We start from the raw sequence: 19,958 nt of genomic DNA, 5'->3' as shown, positions 1-19,958 counted from the left end.
GTGACACTTGCTGGGTGGATACGCTCCCGATGAAGCCGAAAGACGCGTCCGACGCGCAAGCCGACCGTATGCCAGCCGGGGCCGGTGCGGTGCGCTACACCGCCTCCGACGAGGTGAAACGGCGTGGCGTTCGGCGGATGAAGACCATTGCCACGGGGTTCCTCGTGGTGGCGACGGTGATCTACATCGTGACCACCTGGGCGCTGCGCTCCGGGGCGGGTTCGTGGGCCGGCTACGTCCAGGCCGCCGCCGAGGCCGGCATGGTCGGCGCGCTCGCGGACTGGTTCGCCGTGACGGCGCTGTTCAAGCATCCGCTCGGCCTGCCGATCCCGCACACCGCGATCATCCCGACCAAGAAGGACGCCTTCGGCGTCAGCCTCGGGACCTTCGTCGGGGAGAACTTCCTCTCCGTCGAGGTGGTCCGGGGCAGGCTCGCCGCGCTCGGCATCGGCAAGCGGGTCGGGCTCTGGCTGTCCGCGCCCGGCAGCGCGGAGAAGGTCACCCGCGAGGCCTCGGCCGCGCTGCGGGGCGCGCTGGCGGTGCTGCGGGACGAGGACGTCCAGGCGGTGGTCGGCGAGGCGGTCACCCGTCGCGCCTCCGCCCAGCCGATCGCCCAGCCGCTCGGGAGGATGCTGGCGCGCATCGTGGACGAGGGCGGTCACCGCGGGGTGGTCGACCTGTGCGTGATCCGCGCCCACGACTGGCTGGTCGAGCACCGGGAGCAGGTCGTCCGGACCATCTCCGAGGAGGCCCCGGGCTGGACGCCCAAGTTCATCGACAACCAGATCGGCGTCCGCGTCTACAAGGAGCTGCTCCGCTTCGCCACCGAGGTCCGCGACGACCCCGGCCACGCGGCGCGCGGCGCGGTGGACAGTTTCCTCTCCGACTTCGCGGAGGAACTGCGCGACGACCCGGAGACCATCGGCCGGATCGAGCGCGCCAAGGCCGACCTGCTGGCCCGCCCCGAGGTCCAGGACCTGATCGCCTCGGCGTGGAGCGCGGTCCGCGGCATGGTCCTGGAGGCGGCGGAGGACGAGAACAGCCAGCTGCGCGTGCGCATGCGCAGCGGCATCCGCAGCTTCGGCGGCCGTCTGGCCGCGGACGAGCGGTTGCAGGCCAAGGTCGACCGCTGGCTGGAGGACGCGGCGGAGTACGTCGTCGACACCTACCGCGCCGAGATCACTTCGCTGATCTCGGAGACGGTCGCAGGCTGGGACGCCAACGACGCCTCCCGCAAGATCGAGGCGAATGTGGGGCGCGACCTGCAGTTCATCCGCATCAACGGCACGGTGGTCGGCGCGATCGCGGGGCTGCTGATCCATACGGTCTCGGTGCTGGTGTGACGTTGTCGTGGCGGGGCGTCAGTGGCCCACGCGGCGCCAGGAGCCTCCTTGCCGCATGTTGCCGATGTCCGTCCGATCCATGTCCCGGAACCGCCAGGTGAACCCGTCCTGCTTGCGCGGCTTCTCGGGGCAGTCCGCCAGCCAGGTGGACCGCCCGTAGCGGTCCACCTGCTGGTAGGGCTCGCGCGGCAGGCGCTCCTGACCGGAGAGGAGCTGGCGTGCCAATTCCTCGGGGTCCTCCCTCAGCAGGTGTGATGCCGTAGCTTGGAAGAGGCCGAGCTCGGATCCGTGCAGGCTCAGCACCGCCTTGGAGAACGGGCTCCCGGCCAGCCAGACCCGCCCTGTGGGCCGCGGCAGCTCCACGCCACTCCCGAAGGGGAGCTGCTGAGGATCCAGATACATCTCGTTGATCGCCCGCCCCGAGCCGAGGTCGATCAGCTGCAGCACATCCGTCTTCTCCCATTCGACGAGTCGGAGCCCGCAGAACTCCCACGTCTGGACGCGCTCCCAGCGGCCCAGCCGGTAGCCGAACTCCCGCCAGGGGCAGTGCTGCAGCAGCAGTTCGTAGGCCGCCGCGTAGCGTCGCTTCTCCTTGAGCTTCGATTCCTTGCGCTTTTCGAGCTCGGCGCGCACCGCTGGGTTGTCGAGCGTGTTGGGGGATACGAACTGCTGCATGCAGGAACTCCAGGTTCTAGCCGAGCGCCGAGAGGATGCTGCTGGTCTCCGGCTCGGGCGGGGGCGCGTCGAAGCTGACGGAGGCGGCGAACTGGGCGAGCATCACCCGGAATTCGGGGCCCTGGTCGAGGAACGGTGTGGCGAACTCGACCGCGGCGAGAAGGTCTCCCTCGGGGGACGGGATCAGCGCCTCGATCGTGAACACGGGCGAGGTGGCAGCGGGATCGTCGTCCTCAGGCGTCGGCAGTCGACGGATGCCCTCGAGGAAGAGCACCGGGGTGCCCAGCAGGTCGACCAACTCCGCGTCGCCGTCCTCCACCGAGCTGGGGTCGACACGCTTCGCCATCTCGCCGAGCAGCTGCTTCGGGTCACCGGTCGCGTTGGTGGAGTGAAGCGTGACGACAAGCGTCGAACTGACCACGGTGCCGTCCAGCGGGGAGACGTGCTGTCCCAACCCGCAGTAGCTGGCGCCTCGTTCGCTGAGTTCGAGCAGCAGGACCTGCAGCAGGTCCGCGGTGGGCGCCACGAGCTCCAGTAGCGGTTCCGGGGCGAATTCGGCGACGACTTCCGCCGCACGTTCCAGGGTGCCGCTGATGTCGGTCAGCGGCAGGGCCGTGTAGCCCTCCGGGAGGTTGACCCAGATCTGCTGGGCCTCGTCCGGGGCCGGGCGGGCGCCGCCCAGCAGTTGGTCGATGCGGCTCATGCGGTGGCTCCCTGGCTGTTGCTCGACGAGTCGCCCGAGCCCGTGACGGTCTTGTAGATCGCGGTGACGGCCTTCTTGCCCTGGTTCACCTTCGTCGCGAAGAGTTCGGCGCTGTCGGTGGTCACCTTCGCGGCCACCTTCTGCACCAGCGGGCTCTTCGCCATCTGCTTGCCGGTGAAGCTCGCGGTCTTGATCGCGTCGTCGGCGATGTCCGAGAACTTCGACGCGAGCTTGACCCCTTCTTCCAGGCCCTTCGCGCCCTTGGTGATCCTGGCCGCCGCACCGATGCCCGGGATGACGCTGATCACGTCGGTGGCCACACTCAGCCCCGCTTCGAGGTTCTGCTTGGTGAAGTGCCCGGTCAGCAGACCGCCGATCGCGTCGCGGGTCTTCGGGTTGGCCAGGTCCGTCGCCAACGCTCCCACGCCCGCGGTCAGCGCGATGGCGCCGGCCACGATGTCGATCGGCGGCGGCGTGCACAGGGCGATCAGACCGGCGACAGCGGAGATGTCCGACAGGATCGTGTGGATCAGGTCCAGGTGGGACGAGACCCACTTGGCCACCGCGCTCAGGCCACTGGTGAATCCGTTCCACATCTGGCTGAGCAGGCCCGGCTTGTGCGGGGCCAGATCGTGGGCCGCGTGTTCCAGGTCCTGGGCGTAGCGGTGGGCCACGGATTCGTGCTCGGAGGCGAGTTCCTGGGCGCGCTTGAGGATCGCCTGGAGTTCCTCGTCGAGGTTGTTGACCGTCGAGGTCGCCTGTGAGAGCGCCTGTTGGGCCGCGTCGTACTCGGCCTGGGCCTCTTCCAGCATCTGCCGGTTGGCGTACTCGCGGCCCGCCAGGGAGAGGTTCGGGTTGGCCTCCGCCTGCTGCAGGTCGGCCTTGGCCTGCTGCAGCCGCGTCTGCACCGACGCCGCCTCAGCGTCGAGTTGTGCGGCGGTGTCCTTGAAGCCGACCAGGTTGCCGTGCCAGTCCGTCAGAACGGAGACCGCGGACTCCAGGGAGGTCTGCGCGGTCTGCAGACGCTTCGTCAGTTCGCTGTCCACGTGCCCGCGGAAGGCGTCCGCCGCCGCGCCCTGCCACAGTTCGCTGCCCGCCTGCTCGACCTGGCTGAGCAGTGAGGCCGACTCCTTGAGCGACCCCGTCGCCTGGGTCAGCGCGGCCGTGACCGACGCGACGTCCTCCGGGACGCCGGGGACCGGGTTGAAGCCCAGGTGCGGGTAGTCCTGGTGCAGCAATTCGATGACGCCGGTCACTTCGCAGCACCTCCTGCCGCGCCCGGCTGCATGACGCCGTAGTTGGGGTCCAACTGGTCGATCTGCGTGCCGAGCGGCTGAACCTCGGTCGTGCTGATCTGGTTCAGCGCCTGGCTGAGCGCGTCCTCCATCTGCTGGTAGCCCGACTTCGCCTGCTTGAGGCCGTCGTCGGTGTCCGAGAGGCTCTGCTTGAGCTGGCCCAGCCCGTACTGCCAGGTGCTCTGGAAGTCCTGGGTGGCCTGGTTGAGCTCGCCCGTGCCGATCTGGTCGCCGTCCGCGCCGCCGGTCATCATGCGCAGCGCGGCGTCCATCTGGTCCCCGGCCTGCTGCAGTGCGGAGGTCATCCGCCCCAGGGTGTCGAGATCCACCCGGTAGTAGTTCGCCACTGTTCCCCTGTTCCCCCGATCCAGGCCTCGCCTGGAGCGTTTCAGTGTCTGCGCCACGCTATCCCACACCGTGAGAGGCTGTGACCGGTGTGTCCGCCCGGTGCGGATGAGGGATGAAATGAGAGGAAGCAGCATGTCGATGCGGGCGTTCGTCGCCGGTCTGCCCAAGGCGGAGCTGCACGTGCACCATGTGGGCTCGGCGTCCCCGCACGTCGTGGCCGGGCTGGCCGCACGGTACGAGGGGCGCACCGACGTGCCCGCGGATCCGGCCGCACTGGCCAAGTACTTCGAGTTCACCGACTTCGCGCACTTCATCGAGGTCTACCTGTCCGTGGTGGACCTGATCCGCGACGCGGAGGACGTGCGGGCGCTGACCTACGGCGTGGCCGAGGACATGGTCCGGCAGAACATCCGCTACGCCGAGCTGACGGTCACCCCCTACAGCTCGGTCAAGCGCGGCATCCCGGGCGAGGCGTTCATGGAGGCCATCGAGGACGCCAGGCTCGCCGCCGAGCGGGAGCTCGGGATCGTGCTGCGCTGGTGCTTCGACATCCCCGGCGAGGCGGGGTTGGAGTCCGCCGAGGTGACCGAGAAGTTGGCGCTCGGACTGCGCCCGGACGGGCTGGTCAGCTTCGGGCTGGGCGGGCCGGAGATCGGCGTGCCGCGTCCGCAGTTCCAGCCGTACTTCGACCGGGCCCGCGCGGCCGGCCTGCACAGCGTCCCGCACGCGGGCGAGAGCACCGGTCCGGAGACCGTCTGGGACGCCCTGCGCCACCTGGGCGCCGAGCGCATCGGTCACGGCACGCAGTCCGTCAAGGACCCCGCCCTGGTCGACTACCTGGGCGAGCACCGGATTCCGCTGGAGGTCTGCCCGACCTCCAACATCGCCACCCGCGTCGTGGAACGGATGGAGGACCACCCGATCCGGCAGATGGTCGAGGCCGGGCTGGTGGTGACCGTCAACAGCGACGACCCGCCGATGTTCGGCACCGACCTCAACCGCGAGTACGAGGTGGTCGCCGACCTGCTCAAGCTGGACGAGGCCGGGGTCGCGGAGCTGGCCCGGCAGGCGGTCCGCTCCTCGTTCCAGGACGAGGCGGGCAAGGCCCGGTTGCTGGACGACATCGACACGCATCTGGCGGCCTGGCGCGCCCAGGCGTAGCCTGACGCACCGTCAGGAACGCACCAGGGGTTCGCTTGAGGGGGTGCGCATGGGACCGCGGTGGTTGTGGGGACTGCGCCGCGGTCTCATCCTCTTCGGCGAACTGGCCGTCACCTTGGGGCTGGTGCTGGTGCTGCTGGCCACCTACGAGCTGTGGTGGACCAACCACACCGCCGACGCCAACGCCGCGCAGACGGTCGCCACGCTGGAGCAGCAGTGGGACGCGGAGGCCAACGCCCACGCCTCGGCGTCCGCTTCCGGTCCCGCGTCGCCGAGCCCCTCCGCCCCCGGGTCCGCCTCGCCGAGCGCCTCGGCCACCCTCGCCGGAGGCAGCTCCGGCTCGTCGGGCGCGTCAGGATCGGGCGGATCGGCGGGCGGCTGGCCGAGCAGCGGCTACGGCATCGACAGCATGGTCCGCGACCTGCCCGCGTTCGCGGTGATCCGGATCCCCGTGCTCGGCCTGGTCTTCCCGGTCGCCCAGGGCGTCGACAAGTACGCGGTGCTCAACCACGGCTACATCGGCCACTACCCAGGCACGGCCATGCCGGGCCAGCTCGGCAACTTCGCGGTGGCGGGGCACCGCAACACCCACGGGCAGCCGTTCCGGTACCTGGACCAGGTGCACGTCGGCGACGTCGTCATCGTCGAGGTCCAGGGCTGGGACTACGTCTACCGGATCGACTCGGTCCTGCCGCAGACCGAAGCGTCCGACGGCACGGTGATCCTGCCCGAGCCCTACAGCTCGGTCCACCCCTCCGCGCAGTACGGCTACCGCACGCCCGGCCACTACATCACGCTGACCACCTGCACCCCGGCGTTCACCTCGCTCTACCGGATGGTGCTCTGGGGTCATCTCGTCGGCCAGCAGCCTCGTCCGGCTACCGTGGGAGGGTGAGCCCACCACCCTCGCAGGCCCCGCGCCTGCCGCACTCCCCGGGCGCGCCCGTCCGCGCCGGCATCCCGGAGCACGGGCGGATGCCCAAGTACTACCTCGCCAAGGCCCAACTCTCTGAGCTTTTGGCCGAGTTGGGGGAAGGAGCGACGCTGCCCGCCGAGCGCGAGCTGGCCGAGCGGTACGGCGTCGCCCGCGAGACGCTCCGGCTCGCCCTGCGCGAGCTGCTGCTGGAAGGGCGGGTCCGCCGCCAGGGGCGCGGCACGGTCGTCGCCGGTCCCAAGATCGAGCAGCCGCTCTCGCTCGGCAGCTACACCGAGGGCGTCCGCCGTCGCGGCCACGTGCCGGGCCGTGCCCTGATCGGCCTGGAGCGGTTCGCTGCCGACGCCGAGGCGGCGCGCGAACTCGGCGTCGAGCGCGGGGACTTCGTCTGGCACCTGGAGCGCGTGCTGCTCGTCGACGAGGAGCGGGTCGGCCTGGAGTCGACCTACGCCCCGACCGCGCTGCTGCCCCGGATGGACCAGGACTTCGATCCGAACGGCTCGTTCTACGCCTACGCGCAGGAGGCGGGCGGTCTGGTCTCCGGCGGGGGCGAGGAGCGGATCGAGACCGTGCTGGCCACCCCGCGCGAGGCGCTGCTCATCGGCACGCCCCCGGCGTTGCCCATGTTGCTGCTGCACCGCCGCAGTTGGGACCCGGACGGCCGCCCGTTCGAGCGGGTCCGCACGCTGTACCGGGGCGACCGGTTCAGCTTCTGGACGGAGCTCACGGCCGAGCGCTGAGCGCACCTGCCTCCGGGTTGTGCGAGAAGGAGAACGGGCTCATTCCATAACGAGAAGATAACGGGTCTAGTCCAAACGTGCCGTTCCTGTTCATGCTGGATTCACCGGGAAGGTCCCGTCGTGCAACCGGGGAGATCGAGGGTCGACGACGTGAAGGTCATCGTTGTGGGAGCAGGAGCGCTCGGAACCATGCATGCCTGGCATGCGGTCCAGCGCGGTCATCAGGTCGTCCATCTCGAGCGGGAGGAGCAGGCGCGCGGCGCGTCCGTGCGCAACTTCGGCCTGGTCTGGGTGAGCGGTCGGTCCGTCGGCGCGGAACTGGACACCGCGCTCCGTGCGCGGGAGATGTGGGAATCCATAGCCGCGGAGGTGCCCGACGTGGGCTTCCGCGCCTCCGGCTCGCTCACGGTCGTCCGCACCGACGCCGAACTGGCCGTCGCCGAGGAGGTCGTGGCCCGTCCCGACGCCGCCGTCCGCGGCTGGGAGCTGCTCGACGCGGACGCCACCCGGGCCCTCAACCCGGCTCTCGGCGGCAAGCTGCTCGGCGCGCTGTGGTCGCCCGCCGACGCCCAGGTCGAGCCGCGGGTCACCCAGCGCGCCCTCCAGGACCACCTGCGAGCCACCGGCCGCTACACCTTCCTCGGCGGACGCGAGGTCCGCGAGGTCGTCGGCGAGAACGCCGTTCGCGACGACCGCGGCGAGCTGCACACCGGCGACGTCGTGGTGCTCTGCACCGGCGCCTGGCTCGGCGGCCTGGTCCGCGAGCTGGCCCCGGAGCTTCCGGTGCGCCGGGTCCGGCTGCAGATGATGCAGACCGACCCGCTGGACGAGGTGCTCACCACCTCCGTCGCCGACGGCGACTCCTTCCGCTACTACCCCGCCTACCAGGGCCCGGCCCTGATGGATCTGAATACCCGTCAGGCGCAGGACCCGGTCGCCGCCGAGCACCGGATGCAGCTGCTGATGGTCCAGCGCCGTGACGGCTCGCTGACCGTCGGCGACACCCACGAGTACGACCAGCCCTTCGGCTTCGACGTGGACGAGGACCCCTACGCCTACCTGCAGGGCGTGGTCGAGGACCTGCTCGGCCGCTCGATGCCGCGGATCCGCCGCCGCTGGGCCGGCGTGTACGCGCAGTGCGTGGACACCACGCGCGTGGTGCACCGGGAGCGCGTCCGCGAGGGCGTCTGGCTGGTGACCGGCCCCGGAGGCCGCGGCATGACCTGCTCGCCCGCGATCGGCGAGGACACCGCGAACGAGATTGGACTGTGACGGACCGTGGTTGAGAACACTCAGAACACGCAGAACGCTGAGAAGGCCGAGCGCAAGGTGAAACTGGTCGTCCTGGACATGGCCGGGACCACCGTGCACGACGGCGGCCTGGTCGAGGTGGCCTTCGAGGCAGCGGCGCGTGAGCTCGGCGTCGAGCCGGGCACCGAGCGCCACGAGGCGATGCTCGCCGACGTCCGCGCCACGATGGGCGAGAGCAAGATCACCGTCTTCCGCCGCCTCTTCGGCGAGGAGGAGCTGGCGCAGCGCGCCAACGTCGCCTTCGAGGCCGCCTACGAGCGCCTGGTCGGCGAGGGTCACGTCGTGCCGATCCCCGGCGCGGAGGACGCCATCAAGCAGCTGCGCGCGGCCGGGGTCACGGTTGTGCTGACCACCGGCTTCTCCGGCCCGACGCAGCAGGCCATCATCACCGCCCTGGGCTGGGAGAACCTGGTCGACCTGGCCCTCTGCCCGGCCGACGCCGGCCGTGGCCGCCCGTACCCGGACCTGGCCCTCGCCGCCTTCCTGCGCACCGCCGCCGCGGACAGCGTCGCGGAGATGGCCGTCATCGGCGACACCGGCTACGACATGCAGTGCGGCGTCCGCTCCGGTGCGAGCCTGGTGGCGGGCGTCCTCACCGGCGCCCACACGGCGGACCGCCTGCGCGCCGACGGCGCGACCGCGGTGCTGCAGAGCGTCGCCGACCTGCCCGCGCTGGTGCTCTGACGGTTCGCCGCTTCGTGCGCCGGGTGGAGTCGTTCCCGTCGTCCGCGCACCGTCCTGCCTGCCGGGACGGTGCGCGGACGCGCTGTGTCTCGCCAGGCTGCAGCTTCCCGGCCGGGAATTGCCGGACCAGATCGCCCTCGGGCTGAGCGCGGCGGATCAGCAGCACCCAGCCGCCGCGTACCACCACCTCGGCGGCCACGCGCCGTGCATCCTGCATCAGCCGCGACGGGCAGTGACTGCGTCCGTGTAGAGCTCGGTCGTCAGGTCCGTATCGGTGATGCCGAACGACTTCATCACGGCCCGTACATCCTGCAGTGCGGCGGCGAGTTGCTGCTGCTCGACAAGAGTCTCCAGCTCCAGGAACGTGCCATCGAGCTCGGGCACCTGGACCAGCGTCGCGAGCATCTTCCGCCCGGCGTGCTCGAACTCGTAGTTCCTGCAGCGCTTGGAGAACGCGATCGCCTTCACATAGCCGAGGGCGGCCAGCATTGCGTGGACCGCGTCAGGCTCGTCGACACGGGTCTCGTGTTCCGGCTTCGACCCGGACGCATCGACCCGCGCGTCCTTGTAGGTGAGCACCGAGCGGGTGTCGTGCTGCCCGTGCACGGTCCGCACCCGCAGCTCCCTGTCGCCGGTCATCAGACTGCCGTCCGGCAGGTCGTAATAGGTGTCCTCGTACACTTGGGGGCGGCCCTCGGCGCGGCCGTCGAGCAGCGCCATCACGTGTTCCGGGTCTCGGACGACGGCCTTGAGTTCCGCCTCGATCAACGTCGGACTCCCCTCAGTTCAGTGGGTGCGCTCGCCGTCGGCGAGCATCGCGTCGAACATGCGCCGAAAGCCCCGGTAGAGCGGCCCGTGCGGCGTTTGCATGATCTTGTAGGTGGCGGACTCGTGGCCTTCCCACCCCGCGTCGAAGGCCGACAGGAACAACGTCGCATCCAGCCGGATGAGTCGCCATGTTGGCAGCAGACGGTATCGGTAGGTCTCCACGTCGCAGATCTCAGCAAGCTCCTTGAGGCGAGCTTCGGCCAACAGGACGCCGCTGGCAAGGGACTGCTCTGACTCGCCGATCTCCTTGGCTCGTACGGTGATCGTGGGTGATGTCGGGTCAAGCAACAGGGCACGCAGGCGGACCCGGGCGTCGGTGCCCGTGATGGACGGCCGCAACAGAGAGTCGTTCAGGCCGATCAGGCCGAGGCCGCGGACAGCGAGCAGGTCGATCTCGCTGGCGGTGCGGGCCTGGCGTCGGATGTCGTCAGAGGCACTGGCTTGCGAGGCGTAGACGCGGACGACCTCGGGGAACGCGGCTAGGTCGAAGGCTCTGCCGCTTGAACGCCTGGCGCGGTCGGACGCGAGGCCGAGGAGGTGCCTGGCGTCGTCCGGCATGGCGAGGCCGTCTGCGATGCGCTCGTACACGTCCAGGCGGGACACGTCGCGCCGGCCGTTGATGATCTCGTTCACGCGACCTTGGGCCATGCCAGTCGCTGCGGCGATCCGCGACTGGCTGATACCGAACTGCTGGGCACGGCGGAAGACGTCGGCGATACGCCGGCCGCGGAGAGCTTCGCGCATCTCCTGGCTTTGCCAGGCCCAGTCGGGTAACTCGATCGGTCCGAGCGGTGCCCCCACAGTTCCCCCTTGGCGTGGCGGAATCGAATCCATCTCACCGTGAGATTACCGCTCGGAGATCGTATGGACACCTAGCGTCACATGATCCTGTCTTCCATGGACAGCGCGATCGGTACCGGCACGTACAGAGCAGCGGGGCCGCTGCCCCGCGGCTATATGACGCCGGCGTGCCGGGTGGGCCAGCAGTGGTCCGACCTCCACGCGCAGTGCCACGCGCCCGGCTACCGGGACCGGATCCTCGGCTGGGTCAAGGTGCCGTGTGCCTGTGGCTGCCACCAGCCGGGCACGGGCGAGACGCCCGCCTGAGACTCCCGCCCGGATGTACGTGCTCCCTCGCCACCTGGGCGGGCTGCACAGCACGACCCGGCACCAAACCGGTTGCCGGGCACCGTCGATGAGAGGAACCACCCGTGAAGATGCCCGTTCCCACGATCCCTTTCGCCGCCCGCGGCGCCATGCTCCCGGTCCTCGTCGACCTCGAGCCCGAGCACCCCGCGTACGACTCCGTGCGGCAGATCAACGTCCTCGCCGACGGCACGGCGTGGCACCTGACCCCGCAGGCCGGCTCGTCGACCGACACCAACTGGGACAGCAGCCCCGACGACGTCCAGGACCCGTACATGGCGCAGGCCGCGTGATGGCGGCCGTGTCGGGCGGCCCGGTGCTGGTCGTCGCCGAGAACCTCGACGCCGCCGCCGACATGGTCGTCGACGAGCTCAACCGCCGGTCGGTGCCGGTGGTGCGGTTCGACGCCGCCGACTATCCCCAGCAGGTCACGCTGACGGCCGGTTACGACGCCGGGTGGGCAGGTGTGCTGGAGCACGCGGGTCGCTCGGTGCGGTTGGACACCGTGCGGTCGATCTACTGGCGCCGCCCCGGCCGTCCGGTCGTCGAGGAGGCTATCCCCGCCGAGTACCGGCCCTGGGCAACCGATCAGGCCGATGCCGCGCTGCTGAACGTCCTGGCGGCGCTGCCGGTGCGCTGGCTGAACAACCCTCACACCGACCGGCTCGGGGCGCACAAGCCGCAGCAGCTCGCTGTCGCCACCCGGTGCGGCCTCTCGGTGCCGCGGACGCTGGTCACCAACGACCCTGTGGCGGCGCGGAAGTGGGCAACCGGGATCGGCGGCCCGATCGTCGTGAAGCCGGTGCTCGGGGGCCGGTTGGCCGACCGGGCTGCACGTAGACGCATGGTCCCGACCCACGAGGTCGACCCGGACGAGATCGACGATTCAGTCCGATTGACGGCGCACCTGTTCCAGGAACGCATCCCCAAGTACCACGAGGTGCGCCTCACCGTGGTCGGCAGCGAGTTGTTCGCGGCGACGATCCACGCGGGCAGCGCCCAGGCCGGGCAGGACTGGCGCACCGACTATCCGAGTCTCTCGTACGGTACGTGCGCGATCCCGGAGCACGTCGCCTTGGGGGTGCGCGACTTCTGCACCTGGACCGGTCTTGCCTCCGGGGCGTTCGACTTCGCCGTCACCCCGGCCGGTGGCTGGGTGTTCTTCGAGTGCAATCCGTCCGGGACGTGGGCGTGGGTCGAGCAGCGCACCGGCCTGCCGATCGCTAAGGCTCACGCCACCTACCTGCAAGGAGCCACACCGTGACCGACACGATCGAGCGGGACGCCGAGCGGCTGCGCGCGGCCCTTGTCGACCAGCTCACCGCCTGCGGTGCACTCACTTCGCCGACGTGGCGGTCGGCGTTCGGGCAGGTGCCCCGGCACCACTTCGTGCCGGTCTACTACCGGCAGGGCATCACGGGTGTGGGCCTGTACGAGCCGGGCACACCGGGCTGGCTCGCCGGCGCCTACGTGAACGAGCCTCTGGTGACGCAGATGACTGGCGGTGTCCCGACGTCGTCCTCGACCGGGCCGTCGCTGATGGCGAAGATGCTGGAGGCCCTCTACTTTACCGACGGCATGCGGGTGCTGGAGGTCGGCACGGGGACCGGCTACAACGCCGCCCTGTTGTCCACCCGGCTCGGTTCGAAGAACGTGGCGACGGTCGATGTCGACCCGGCACTCACCAGCCCGGCCGAGCAGCGCCTGAACGCCCTCGACCTCACCCCGACGGTGGTCACCGGCGACGGTGCCGGCGGCCACCCGGCGGGAGCACCGTACGACCGGATCATCGCTACGTGCGCCGTGCGCTCGATCCCGCTGGCGTGGCTGGAGCAGCTCACCCCCGACGGCTGGGCCATGGCCACCCTCGTCAACGGCCTGCACGGCTACGCCCTGGCCCGGGTGGACCAGGACGGGCACGGCCGGATCCTGGACATCGAGTCGTCCTTCATGCCGATGCGTTCCCACGCCGACCCTGCGTTCGCCACCCTCAAGATGCAGGCCGGGCCGCCGGTCATGGTCGGCACCACCAGCGAGCCGGTCATCAACGACAAGGAGCGGTTCGCCCTCGGCCTGGCCCTGCCCGAGGTGGTCGTGTTCGGGCTGCCGGACGGCCGGACCCCGGGTAGCTACCTGGCACACCGCTCGGACGGCTCGTGGGCCCACGCGCTCGCGGACGGCGCCCTGTCGCAGGGTGGCCCGCAACGGCTGTGGGACCAACTCACCAAGGCGCGGGAGGCGTACCGGGCGGCTGGTTCGCCGCGCCCGGACCAGTTCGAGGTGCTGGTCGACGGGAGGCTGCAGCGCGTCCGGCACGGCCAGTTGGTGTACGAGCTTCCTGGCTTCGTCCGGCAGTAGCAGGCTCCCGACGGGGTACTGCCACCAGGCGTCCGCGGGCGGGACGTCCACGACCGTAGAGGGTTTTGTGGACAGCAGAAGGCCCCCGACGCCAGGGACTCGGCGTCGGGGGCTTCGACGGGAACGTCACAGCGGGCGCCGCCGAGCCGAGGGCGATGGCGGTCACGGCGACCCGGTTCGCAGCAGCCCTGCGTGCCAGTCGGTGGTGGTGTCCCAGGAGTCAGTCATCAAAACCTGGACGCTACTTGCTCCCGCCCAGGGCACCACCATCGACCTTCAGCCCCGCCCCAGGCCTCGGCATAAGTCATCTAGGCTGGGTGGTGGTCAGGGCAGACAACGATTCACCGGATCACAGATCACCCAGAGTGGAGAGACCGTCGTGGCTCAGAGCAACTCCGCCGCCGAGGCGAACCCCGTCGAGCGCAAGCCGATCGAGTCGTGGCTGACCGACATGGACGGCGTTCTGGTCCACGAAGGAACGATCATCCCCGGCGCGGACGACTTCATCCGCCGACTGCGGGAGTCCGGCAAGCCGTTCCTGGTGCTGACCAACAACTCCATCTACACCCCGCGCGACCTGCACGCCCGCCTGGCAGGCATGGGCCTGGACGTCCCGGAGGAGTGCATCTGGACCTCCGCCCTGGCCACCGCGAAGTTCCTGGCGGGCCAGCGCCCCGGCGGCACCGCGTACGTCATCGGCGAGGCGGGCCTCACCACCGCGCTGCACCAGGTCGGCTACGTGCTCACCGACTCCAACCCGGACTACGTCGTCCTCGGCGAGACTCGCACCTACAGCTTCGAGGCGCTGACCAAGGCCATCCGCCTGATCAACGCGGGCGCGCGCTTCATCTGCACCAACCCGGACGAGACCGGCCCCTCGACCGAGGGCGTCCTCCCGGCGACCGGCTCCGTCGCGGCGCTGATCACCAAGGCGACGGGCGTCGAGCCGTACTTTGTGGGCAAGCCCAACCCGCTGATGATGCGTGAGGCGCTGAACGCGGTGAACGCGCACTCCGAGACGACGGCGATGATCGGCGACCGGATGGACACCGACATCAAGTCGGGTATGGAGGCGGGGCTGAAGACCTTCCTGGTCCTGAGCGGGCTGACCTCGCTGGACGAGGTGGAGCGGTTCCCGTACCGCCCGTCGCGGGTGGTGAAGTCGGTTTCGGAGCTGATCGATCTGATCTGATGAGCTGGTCGATCTCATCCGGTCCGAGGGACCCGAACGGGTGTCGGGATGTTTGAACAGTCGGGCGATCGTCATATTTCTAACGGTCAGTCAGTGAATTTCTGACGGGCCGAAAGGAACCCCGATGGCAGCCACCCTGCGGACCGCGTTCGCATGTGTCGCGCTGCTGTTGCTGGGCGCGGCTCAGGCTGCGGCTGACGCCGCGCCTGGTGGCGGGACGACGCTGGTCACCGTCGGCGACAGTACGCCGGGCGGTGGGCCGCGGATCGCGCCTCCCGTCGTGCTGGCGCCGCTCACCGTCGACCCCGCCGACACCCGGCCCGGTGCCACCGTGGACCTGCGGACCTTCGCCGACTGCGGCGGGGTCACCACAGGTCAGGTCAGCTCCGAGGCCTTCGCCGCGCCCGTCGGGCTCGCACTCGCCGCCGACGGCGGGCTCTACGCGCAGGCCAGGATCGCGGGCGACGCCGCGCCAGGTACGCACCTTGTGCGCGAGGTCTGCTCCGGACGGCCGGTCGCCGCCGGTCAGGTGACGGTAGTTCAGCTCAGCGCGTCCGCGCCTGCTCCCGCGGCCGGTCGTGGCTGGCGGCAGATGCCGGCGGCGTCCTCGGCCTCCGCCGACGTCGCCGCGTCCGCATCGGGGTCCGGCGCGGGGGCGGTCAGGGACGGCGCGGTCGGGATCCTGCTGGTTTCGGGGGCCGTGTACAGCGTCGTCGTGCTCCGACGAAGGGTGACGAGCGCGGATGTCTGAACGCAGCAAGGTCCGTTCGAAGCGGACCGCCAAGGCCGGCCGCCCCGCGGGTGCCGAGTCCCGTCCGTCCCGTCGACCCCGTCCGCCCTGGCGGCCTTTGCGGCGGCCGCTCGGTGGGGTGTCCGTCGGGTTGTTGGCCGTCGCGTTGGCGGGGGCGGCGCTCGGCGTGGGGGAGCACGTGAGGAGCCAGGTGGCCCGGCAGGGCGCGGCGGTCGTCGCTGCTGTGCAGGGGCGCCAGTCGGCGTCGGACGCGGTCCGGCCAGGGGGCGCGTCCGTGCATGTCGCGCGCCCGGCACATGCCTCCTCGCTACGGCCCGCCGTTGCCATGCTGCCGCGCTCGACGCCGCTGACCATCGCCGTCCCCTCGGTCCGGCTCAGCGCGCCGCTGCTCGGGCTGGGGACGGACGGCAAGGGCGCGGCCGAGCTGCCGCCCTTCTCGCTGCCGCACACGGCGGGCTGGCTGCGCGACTCGGCGGCGCCGGGGGAGCGGGGCATGGCGGTGATCGTCGGCCATGTCGACACCAGCACCGGCCCGGCCGTCTTCTGGAACCTGTCGGCCGTGCGGCCGGGTGCGGAGGTGGACGTCAACCGCGTCGACGGCCGGACGGCCGTCTTCACCGTGGACCAGGTCCGGTCCTCCCCCAAGCCCGCCTGCCCGGCCGCCCAGGTCTACGGCCCGGGCCCCGGCGCGCAGTTGCGCGTGATCACCTGCGGGGGTGGTTTCGACCGGGTGCGGCATGAGTACACCGGCAATGTGGTGCTCTTCGCCCATCTCAGCGGATCCCGCTGACACTGGGTGCGTACAATGTACGCACCCAGTGTGTGGAGGAGGCCGCCTTGGCGGAAGCCCGTACCCCCGTGTGGGCCCGGCCGCGTAGCGCCGGGCGGGGGCCCCAGCCGTCCCTGAGCGTGGAGAGCATCGTCGACGCGGCGGTCGCGCTCGCCGACGCCGAGGGGGTGGAGGCGGTGTCGATGCGCAGAATCGCCTCGGAGCTGAGCGTGGGCACCATGTCGCTCTACCGCTACGTCGAGACGAAGGACGACCTGCTCGATCTCATGATCGACCAGGTCGTGGGGGAGTGGCGGGCCGAGCCGGAGTCCGCCCCGGCCGGTGACTGGCGCGCCCAACTGCGCGCGATCGCCTTCGGCTACCGGGCCATGGTGCTGCGTCATCCGTGGGTGTTCGCGATCACCGCGAGCCGTCCGCCGCTCGGCCCCAACATGATGGGCAACACCGAGCGGATGCTGGGCGCGATGGACGGCCTCGGGCTGGACATCGACGCGATGGCGGGCTTCGGCTGGACGGTCATGGCCTTCGTGCGCGGCTTCGTGATGAGCGAGATCGCCGAGGCCGAGACGATCCGCCGGACCGGGCAGACCGAGGACGACTACCGCCGCTCCGTCGGCCCCTACCTGGGCCGGGTCCTGGCCGAGGGGAACCACCCGCTGCTTGCCCGGTTCGTCCACGACGCGGACGACGACCGCGACGTCGAGGAGGGGTTCGCGTTCGGGCTGGACGTCGTCCTGGACGGCCTGGCAGCGGAGTTGGGCCGGTTGTCGGTGGCGGGCGATAGCGTGTCCGGGACGAATTAGCCAGTCCTGGAGGCCCGCATGTCCCACCCCGCCGTCACCCCCGCCGAAGCCGGCGAGTTCGTGCTGCCCGAGTCGTGGCGGGCGGCGCTGCAAGACGAGGTCGAGCAGCCGTACTTCCAGGAGCTGACGCGGTTCGTCGCGGCCGAGCGCGCCGCCGGCCAGGTCTTCCCGCCGCGCGGCGAGGTCTTCGCGGCGCTGGAGTCGACCCCGCTCGACCAGGTGAAGGTCCTGCTCCTCGGCCAGGACCCGTACCACGACGACAACCAGGCGCACGGCATGTGCTTCTCGGTCCGACGCGGCGTCAAGGTCCCGCCGTCGCTGCGGAACATCTACAAGGAGCTGGCCAGCGACATCGACGTCACCGCGCCCGCCCACGGCAACCTCCAGGAGTGGGCCGACCAGGGTGTGTTGCTGCTCAACGCGGTGCTGACGGTCCGTGCCCACGAGGCCGGCTCGCACGCGGGCAGGGGCTGGGAGAAGTTCACCGACGCCGTCATCAAGGCGGTCAACGCCCGCCAGGAGCCGGTGGTCTTCGTCCTCTGGGGCGGTTACGCCAAGAAGAAGCTCCCGCTGATCGACACCACCCGCCACGTGGTCGTCCAGAGCGGCCACCCCTCGCCGCTCTCCGCGCGCTACTTCCTGGGCAGCAAGCCCTTCTCGCAGATCGACAAGGCCCTGGCCGACTTCGGCCAGGCCCCGATCACGTGGCAGCTCAGCGAGTAGCCGCTGACTCGGTTGTCCGCTGACGCAGGTAGTTGCAACCCCAGGGGCGCGGGGCTCTGATCGTGGTCTGCGCCTTGCCGGGCGGCGTTTGCCGGGCCGCCCGCCCGGCTCAGGTCGAGGAGGAGGTCGAAGGCATGACGGTTCCTGGGTGCGGCGAGCTCGACGGGTTCGAGGAGCTCGACGGGTGCGGCGAGTTCGACGGGTTCGAAGAGGTCATCCTCCCGGTCGAGGGCGGCGAGTTGACGGTGCTGCGCTGGCCCGCGAGCGTCCCCGACGCGCCGGTGGTCGTGGCCCTGCACGGCATCACCGCCAACGGCCTGGCCTGGGGCGCGGTGGCTCGCGCGCTGGCCGGGCGGGCCACCCTGCTCGCCCCGGACCTGCGCGGCCGTGCGGCGAGCGCGGGTGTCAGCGGCCCGTGGGGCATCGGCGCGCATGCGGCGGATGTCGCCGCGGTCGTCGAGTCCCTCGCGGGCGGCGGCCCGGTGGTCCTGACGGGGCACTCCATGGGCGCGTTCGTCGCGGCGCTGGCCGCTGCGCGGTACCCGAGGCTGTTCCGCAGCGTCCTGCTGGTCGACGGCGGCGTCGGCTTCCCGCCTCCGGCGGGGCTGGCGGGCGACGAACTGCTCACCGCGGTCCTGGGGCCCGCGATGGAGCGGCTCTCCATGACCTTCGAGAGCAGGGACGCGTACCGGGCCTTCTGGCAACCGCATCCTGCGCTGCGCGCGGCGTGGTCACCGGAGATCGACGCGTACCTCCAACGCGATCTGGTCGGCGAGGCGCCGACGTTCCGCTCTTCCTGCATCCTGGACGCGATACGCACCGACGGTGTGGGGCTCTTCGACCCCGAGATCCTCGCCTCGGTTCACACCCTCACCCCACCGACGCGTCTGCTCCTGGCGGAACGCGGCCTCTTCGACGAGCCCCAGGCCCTGCTGGACGCTGAGCGCTTGGCTGCCGCGGGCTTGGACACCGACCGCGTGCCGGTCGAGGTCGTGCCGGACACCAACCACTACACGCTCCTGACCGAGGCCGGCCCTGCGGGGCGGATAGCGGAGCTTTTGACAATGACGTGAGTTGCACCACCTCAGGGGCGGGGGGCTCTGCTCATGTGCGGCTCCGCCGCGTGGGCGCGACAAGCCACCCACGCACGTGACACACCGAACGAGCAGGGCCATCCGCACAGGGTGGTTGTTCGCGCAGTTCCCCGCGCCCCTGAGGTGGTGCAACTACCCTGCCTGCAGAAGGAACTACGCCGCCTCTGCGAGCGCCGCGTCTTCCTCCGCCGCGGCCGCGACTCCGGCGGCGCGCGCCCGGGCGCGGTGGCGGGTGACGTGGCGGGCGACGAACGCGCTGACCGTGGTGGTCGCTAGGAAGGAGACGGCGACGCTCAGCCAGGCCGTACGAAACGCGTCCTCGTTCAGCCAGCCCATCGCGATGATGTAGGTCGCCCAGACCACCGCCGAGACGGCGGACCACTGCACGAACCGGGCCGGAGGCCGCTCCGCCGTGCCGGCCGCCAGGTCCAGCACGCTGCGACCGCCGGGCACGAAGCGGGCGACGACGACGGTGCGTCCGGGCTTCTGCTCCAGCGCCTCCAGCACGGACGCCGCAGCGTCCGCCGTGCCCGCGCGGCGCGCGATCCAGCGACGCGCGCGTCCCGCGCCACGGCGGGCGACGTTCAGCAGCACCAGGTCGGCCGCGAAGGACGCGGCCGCGACACCGCAGCCGACGAACGGCAGCGGGAGATGGTTCTCGTTGGACTCCAGGGCCGCCGCGACGACGATGGTGGCGCTCGGCACGAAGGGAACGAAGGCGTCCGAGAAGACGGCGAGCAACGCGACGATCAGGAACCACCAGGACGCGAAGAAGCTCAGCACCATGCTCACGCTGCCAGCTCCCTTGTCCTGCTCTGTCGTGTTTCCGCCTGCTGATCCGCCGGTGGCCCGGATGCCCCAGGATGCCCGAGCAACACAGACCGCTGACCAACGCTAGCGGCTCACATGATCACACCGGAAACCGACTCTTGGTAACCCTGCTCACTCCGTTCTTACCTGGGTAAACGCTGTGAACACGAAGAGTGGAACCGGCGACACGGAAAGATATCGCGTATAGACCCTCTGCTGTCGCATCGTGACAACGAGTTCACCAAATGGCTGACTGGATGTCAGATGAG

The 19,958-nt window shown here is 70.6% G+C and carries 23 protein-coding genes; 16 read left to right on the top strand and 7 right to left on the bottom strand.

Going from position 1 to position 19,958, the window contains the following annotated elements; genetic code table 11:
- Positions 1-29: 29 nt before the first annotated feature.
- Entirely contained in the window at positions 30-1,343 is a 1,314-nt protein-coding gene (locus ABH940_RS31175) for a DUF445 domain-containing protein (protein WP_370067960.1), read from the top strand.
- 18 nt (positions 1,344-1,361) lie between these two features.
- On the opposite strand, the gene ABH940_RS31170 is transcribed toward ABH940_RS31175, so the two are convergent.
- Genes ABH940_RS31170 through ABH940_RS31155 form a run of 4 tightly spaced genes read right to left on the bottom strand, consistent with a single transcriptional unit; the run spans position 1,362 to position 4,363 of the window.
- Positions 1,362-2,018: a hypothetical protein gene (locus ABH940_RS31170; RefSeq protein ID WP_370067803.1), complete on the bottom strand. Its 657-nt coding sequence runs from the start codon at positions 2,016-2,018 to the stop codon at positions 1,362-1,364.
- Positions 2,019-2,034: 16 nt separating this feature from the next.
- Entirely contained in the window at positions 2,035-2,721 is a 687-nt protein-coding gene (locus tag ABH940_RS31165) for a hypothetical protein (RefSeq protein WP_370067801.1), read from the bottom strand.
- Entirely contained in the window at positions 2,718-3,977 is a 1,260-nt protein-coding gene (locus ABH940_RS31160) for a hypothetical protein (RefSeq protein WP_370067799.1), read from the bottom strand. The genes ABH940_RS31165 and ABH940_RS31160 overlap by 4 nt, the downstream gene beginning before the upstream one ends.
- Positions 3,974-4,363 carry a hypothetical protein gene (locus ABH940_RS31155; protein ID WP_370067797.1) on the bottom strand — a complete coding sequence of 130 codons (390 nt, stop codon included), beginning with the start codon at positions 4,361-4,363 and terminating at the stop codon, positions 3,974-3,976. The genes ABH940_RS31160 and ABH940_RS31155 overlap by 4 nt, the downstream gene beginning before the upstream one ends.
- Positions 4,364-4,496: 133 nt before the next feature.
- Between ABH940_RS31155 and ABH940_RS31150 the strand changes: the two genes are divergently transcribed.
- The 5 genes from ABH940_RS31150 to ABH940_RS31130 all read left to right on the top strand — a co-directional run bounded on the left by ABH940_RS31150 (position 4,497) and on the right by ABH940_RS31130 (position 9,194).
- The gene (locus tag ABH940_RS31150) at positions 4,497-5,525 is read left to right on the top strand and encodes an adenosine deaminase (protein WP_370106815.1); all 1,029 of its coding nucleotides are present in this window, start codon (positions 4,497-4,499) and stop codon (positions 5,523-5,525) included.
- 49 nt (positions 5,526-5,574) lie between these two features.
- A complete protein-coding gene (locus ABH940_RS31145) occupies positions 5,575-6,420 on the top strand; it encodes a sortase (RefSeq protein ID WP_370067793.1) in 846 nt (281 codons plus the stop codon).
- Positions 6,417-7,199 (top strand): GntR family transcriptional regulator, encoded by a 783-nt coding sequence (locus tag ABH940_RS31140; protein WP_370067791.1) that lies wholly within the window; start codon positions 6,417-6,419, stop codon positions 7,197-7,199. The genes ABH940_RS31145 and ABH940_RS31140 overlap by 4 nt, the downstream gene beginning before the upstream one ends.
- Positions 7,200-7,349: 150 nt before the next feature.
- Positions 7,350-8,471: a TIGR03364 family FAD-dependent oxidoreductase gene (locus tag ABH940_RS31135; protein WP_370106814.1), complete on the top strand. Its 1,122-nt coding sequence runs from the start codon at positions 7,350-7,352 to the stop codon at positions 8,469-8,471.
- Between the two features lie 6 nt (positions 8,472-8,477).
- Entirely contained in the window at positions 8,478-9,194 is a 717-nt protein-coding gene (locus tag ABH940_RS31130; RefSeq protein WP_370067787.1) for a phosphonatase-like hydrolase, read from the top strand.
- A gap of 216 nt (positions 9,195-9,410) precedes the next feature.
- Here the strand turns inward: ABH940_RS31130 and ABH940_RS31125 are convergent, their stop codons facing one another.
- Together ABH940_RS31125 and ABH940_RS31120 are read right to left on the bottom strand one after the other, a co-directional pair.
- A complete protein-coding gene (locus ABH940_RS31125; protein ID WP_370106813.1) occupies positions 9,411-9,962 on the bottom strand; it encodes a class IV adenylate cyclase in 552 nt (183 codons plus the stop codon).
- Between the two features lie 18 nt (positions 9,963-9,980).
- Complete coding sequence (locus ABH940_RS31120) at positions 9,981-10,823, bottom strand: helix-turn-helix domain-containing protein (protein ID WP_370106812.1); 843 nt, start codon at positions 10,821-10,823, stop codon at positions 9,981-9,983.
- Positions 10,824-10,919: 96 nt separating this feature from the next.
- On the opposite strand from ABH940_RS31120, the gene ABH940_RS31115 reads away from it, so the two are divergent.
- The 10 genes from ABH940_RS31115 (at position 10,920) to ABH940_RS31070 (ending at position 18,858) form a co-directional block, all read left to right on the top strand.
- Entirely contained in the window at positions 10,920-11,129 is a 210-nt protein-coding gene (locus ABH940_RS31115; protein ID WP_370106811.1) for a hypothetical protein, read from the top strand.
- A 104-nt stretch (positions 11,130-11,233) separates the two neighbouring features.
- On the top strand, positions 11,234-11,461 hold the full coding sequence (locus ABH940_RS31110) for a hypothetical protein (protein ID WP_370106810.1): 228 nt from the start codon (positions 11,234-11,236) through the stop codon (positions 11,459-11,461).
- Complete coding sequence (gene tgmB / locus ABH940_RS31105) at positions 11,461-12,432, top strand: ATP-grasp ribosomal peptide maturase (RefSeq protein WP_370106809.1); 972 nt, start codon at positions 11,461-11,463, stop codon at positions 12,430-12,432. The genes ABH940_RS31110 and tgmB overlap by 1 nt, the downstream gene beginning before the upstream one ends.
- Entirely contained in the window at positions 12,429-13,526 is a 1,098-nt protein-coding gene (locus ABH940_RS31100) for a methyltransferase domain-containing protein (RefSeq protein ID WP_370106808.1), read from the top strand. The genes tgmB and ABH940_RS31100 overlap by 4 nt, the downstream gene beginning before the upstream one ends.
- A 451-nt stretch (positions 13,527-13,977) precedes the next feature.
- On the top strand, positions 13,978-14,718 hold the full coding sequence (locus ABH940_RS31095) for an HAD-IIA family hydrolase (RefSeq protein ID WP_370067958.1): 741 nt from the start codon (positions 13,978-13,980) through the stop codon (positions 14,716-14,718).
- A 124-nt stretch (positions 14,719-14,842) separates the two neighbouring features.
- The gene (locus tag ABH940_RS31090; protein WP_370067785.1) at positions 14,843-15,469 is read left to right on the top strand and encodes a hypothetical protein; all 627 of its coding nucleotides are present in this window, start codon (positions 14,843-14,845) and stop codon (positions 15,467-15,469) included.
- Positions 15,462-16,259, top strand: a complete 798-nt coding sequence (locus ABH940_RS31085; RefSeq protein ID WP_370067783.1) for a class F sortase — start codon at positions 15,462-15,464, stop codon at positions 16,257-16,259. Before ABH940_RS31090 ends, ABH940_RS31085 begins: the two co-directional genes overlap by 8 nt.
- 119 nt (positions 16,260-16,378) lie before the next feature.
- Entirely contained in the window at positions 16,379-17,062 is a 684-nt protein-coding gene (locus ABH940_RS31080) for a TetR/AcrR family transcriptional regulator (protein ID WP_370106807.1), read from the top strand.
- Between the two features lie 18 nt (positions 17,063-17,080).
- Positions 17,081-17,785 carry a uracil-DNA glycosylase gene (ung, locus tag ABH940_RS31075; RefSeq protein WP_370067779.1) on the top strand — a complete coding sequence of 235 codons (705 nt, stop codon included), beginning with the start codon at positions 17,081-17,083 and terminating at the stop codon, positions 17,783-17,785.
- A 134-nt stretch (positions 17,786-17,919) separates the two neighbouring features.
- The gene (locus ABH940_RS31070) at positions 17,920-18,858 is read left to right on the top strand and encodes an alpha/beta hydrolase (protein ID WP_370067777.1); all 939 of its coding nucleotides are present in this window, start codon (positions 17,920-17,922) and stop codon (positions 18,856-18,858) included.
- A gap of 174 nt (positions 18,859-19,032) precedes the next feature.
- On the opposite strand, the gene ABH940_RS31065 is transcribed toward ABH940_RS31070, so the two are convergent.
- Positions 19,033-19,665 (bottom strand): DedA family protein, encoded by a 633-nt coding sequence (locus ABH940_RS31065; protein WP_370067956.1) that lies wholly within the window; start codon positions 19,663-19,665, stop codon positions 19,033-19,035.
- Between the last annotated feature and the right edge of the window lie 293 nt (positions 19,666-19,958).

Origin of the sequence: Streptacidiphilus sp. BW17 (genome assembly GCF_041262485.1) — a bacterium.
In the GTDB taxonomy this organism is placed as follows: Bacteria; Actinomycetota; Actinomycetes; order Streptomycetales; family Streptomycetaceae; genus Streptacidiphilus.
This window is presented reverse-complemented; position numbering and strand designations above follow the sequence as displayed.

Excerpts from the sequence above, each read along its gene's own strand:
- ABH940_RS31175 (WP_370067960.1), top strand. The coding sequence starts at position 30 with ATGAAGCCGAAAGACGCGTCCGACGCGCAAGCCGACCGTATGCCAGCC.
- ABH940_RS31170 (WP_370067803.1), bottom strand. The coding sequence starts at position 2,018 with ATGCAGCAGTTCGTATCCCCCAACACGCTCGACAACCCAGCGGTGCGC.
- ABH940_RS31165 (WP_370067801.1), bottom strand. The coding sequence starts at position 2,721 with ATGAGCCGCATCGACCAACTGCTGGGCGGCGCCCGCCCGGCCCCGGAC.
- ABH940_RS31150 (WP_370106815.1), top strand. The coding sequence starts at position 4,497 with ATGTCGATGCGGGCGTTCGTCGCCGGTCTGCCCAAGGCGGAGCTGCAC.
- ABH940_RS31145 (WP_370067793.1), top strand. The coding sequence starts at position 5,575 with ATGGGACCGCGGTGGTTGTGGGGACTGCGCCGCGGTCTCATCCTCTTC.
- ABH940_RS31115 (WP_370106811.1), top strand. The coding sequence starts at position 10,920 with ATGGACAGCGCGATCGGTACCGGCACGTACAGAGCAGCGGGGCCGCTG.
- tgmB (WP_370106809.1), top strand. The coding sequence starts at position 11,461 with ATGGCGGCCGTGTCGGGCGGCCCGGTGCTGGTCGTCGCCGAGAACCTC.
- ABH940_RS31095 (WP_370067958.1), top strand. The coding sequence starts at position 13,978 with ATGGACGGCGTTCTGGTCCACGAAGGAACGATCATCCCCGGCGCGGAC.
- ABH940_RS31090 (WP_370067785.1), top strand. The coding sequence starts at position 14,843 with ATGGCAGCCACCCTGCGGACCGCGTTCGCATGTGTCGCGCTGCTGTTG.
- ABH940_RS31085 (WP_370067783.1), top strand. The coding sequence starts at position 15,462 with ATGTCTGAACGCAGCAAGGTCCGTTCGAAGCGGACCGCCAAGGCCGGC.
- ung (WP_370067779.1), top strand. The coding sequence starts at position 17,081 with ATGTCCCACCCCGCCGTCACCCCCGCCGAAGCCGGCGAGTTCGTGCTG.
- ABH940_RS31070 (WP_370067777.1), top strand. The coding sequence starts at position 17,920 with ATGACGGTTCCTGGGTGCGGCGAGCTCGACGGGTTCGAGGAGCTCGAC.
- ABH940_RS31065 (WP_370067956.1), bottom strand. The coding sequence starts at position 19,665 with ATGGTGCTGAGCTTCTTCGCGTCCTGGTGGTTCCTGATCGTCGCGTTG.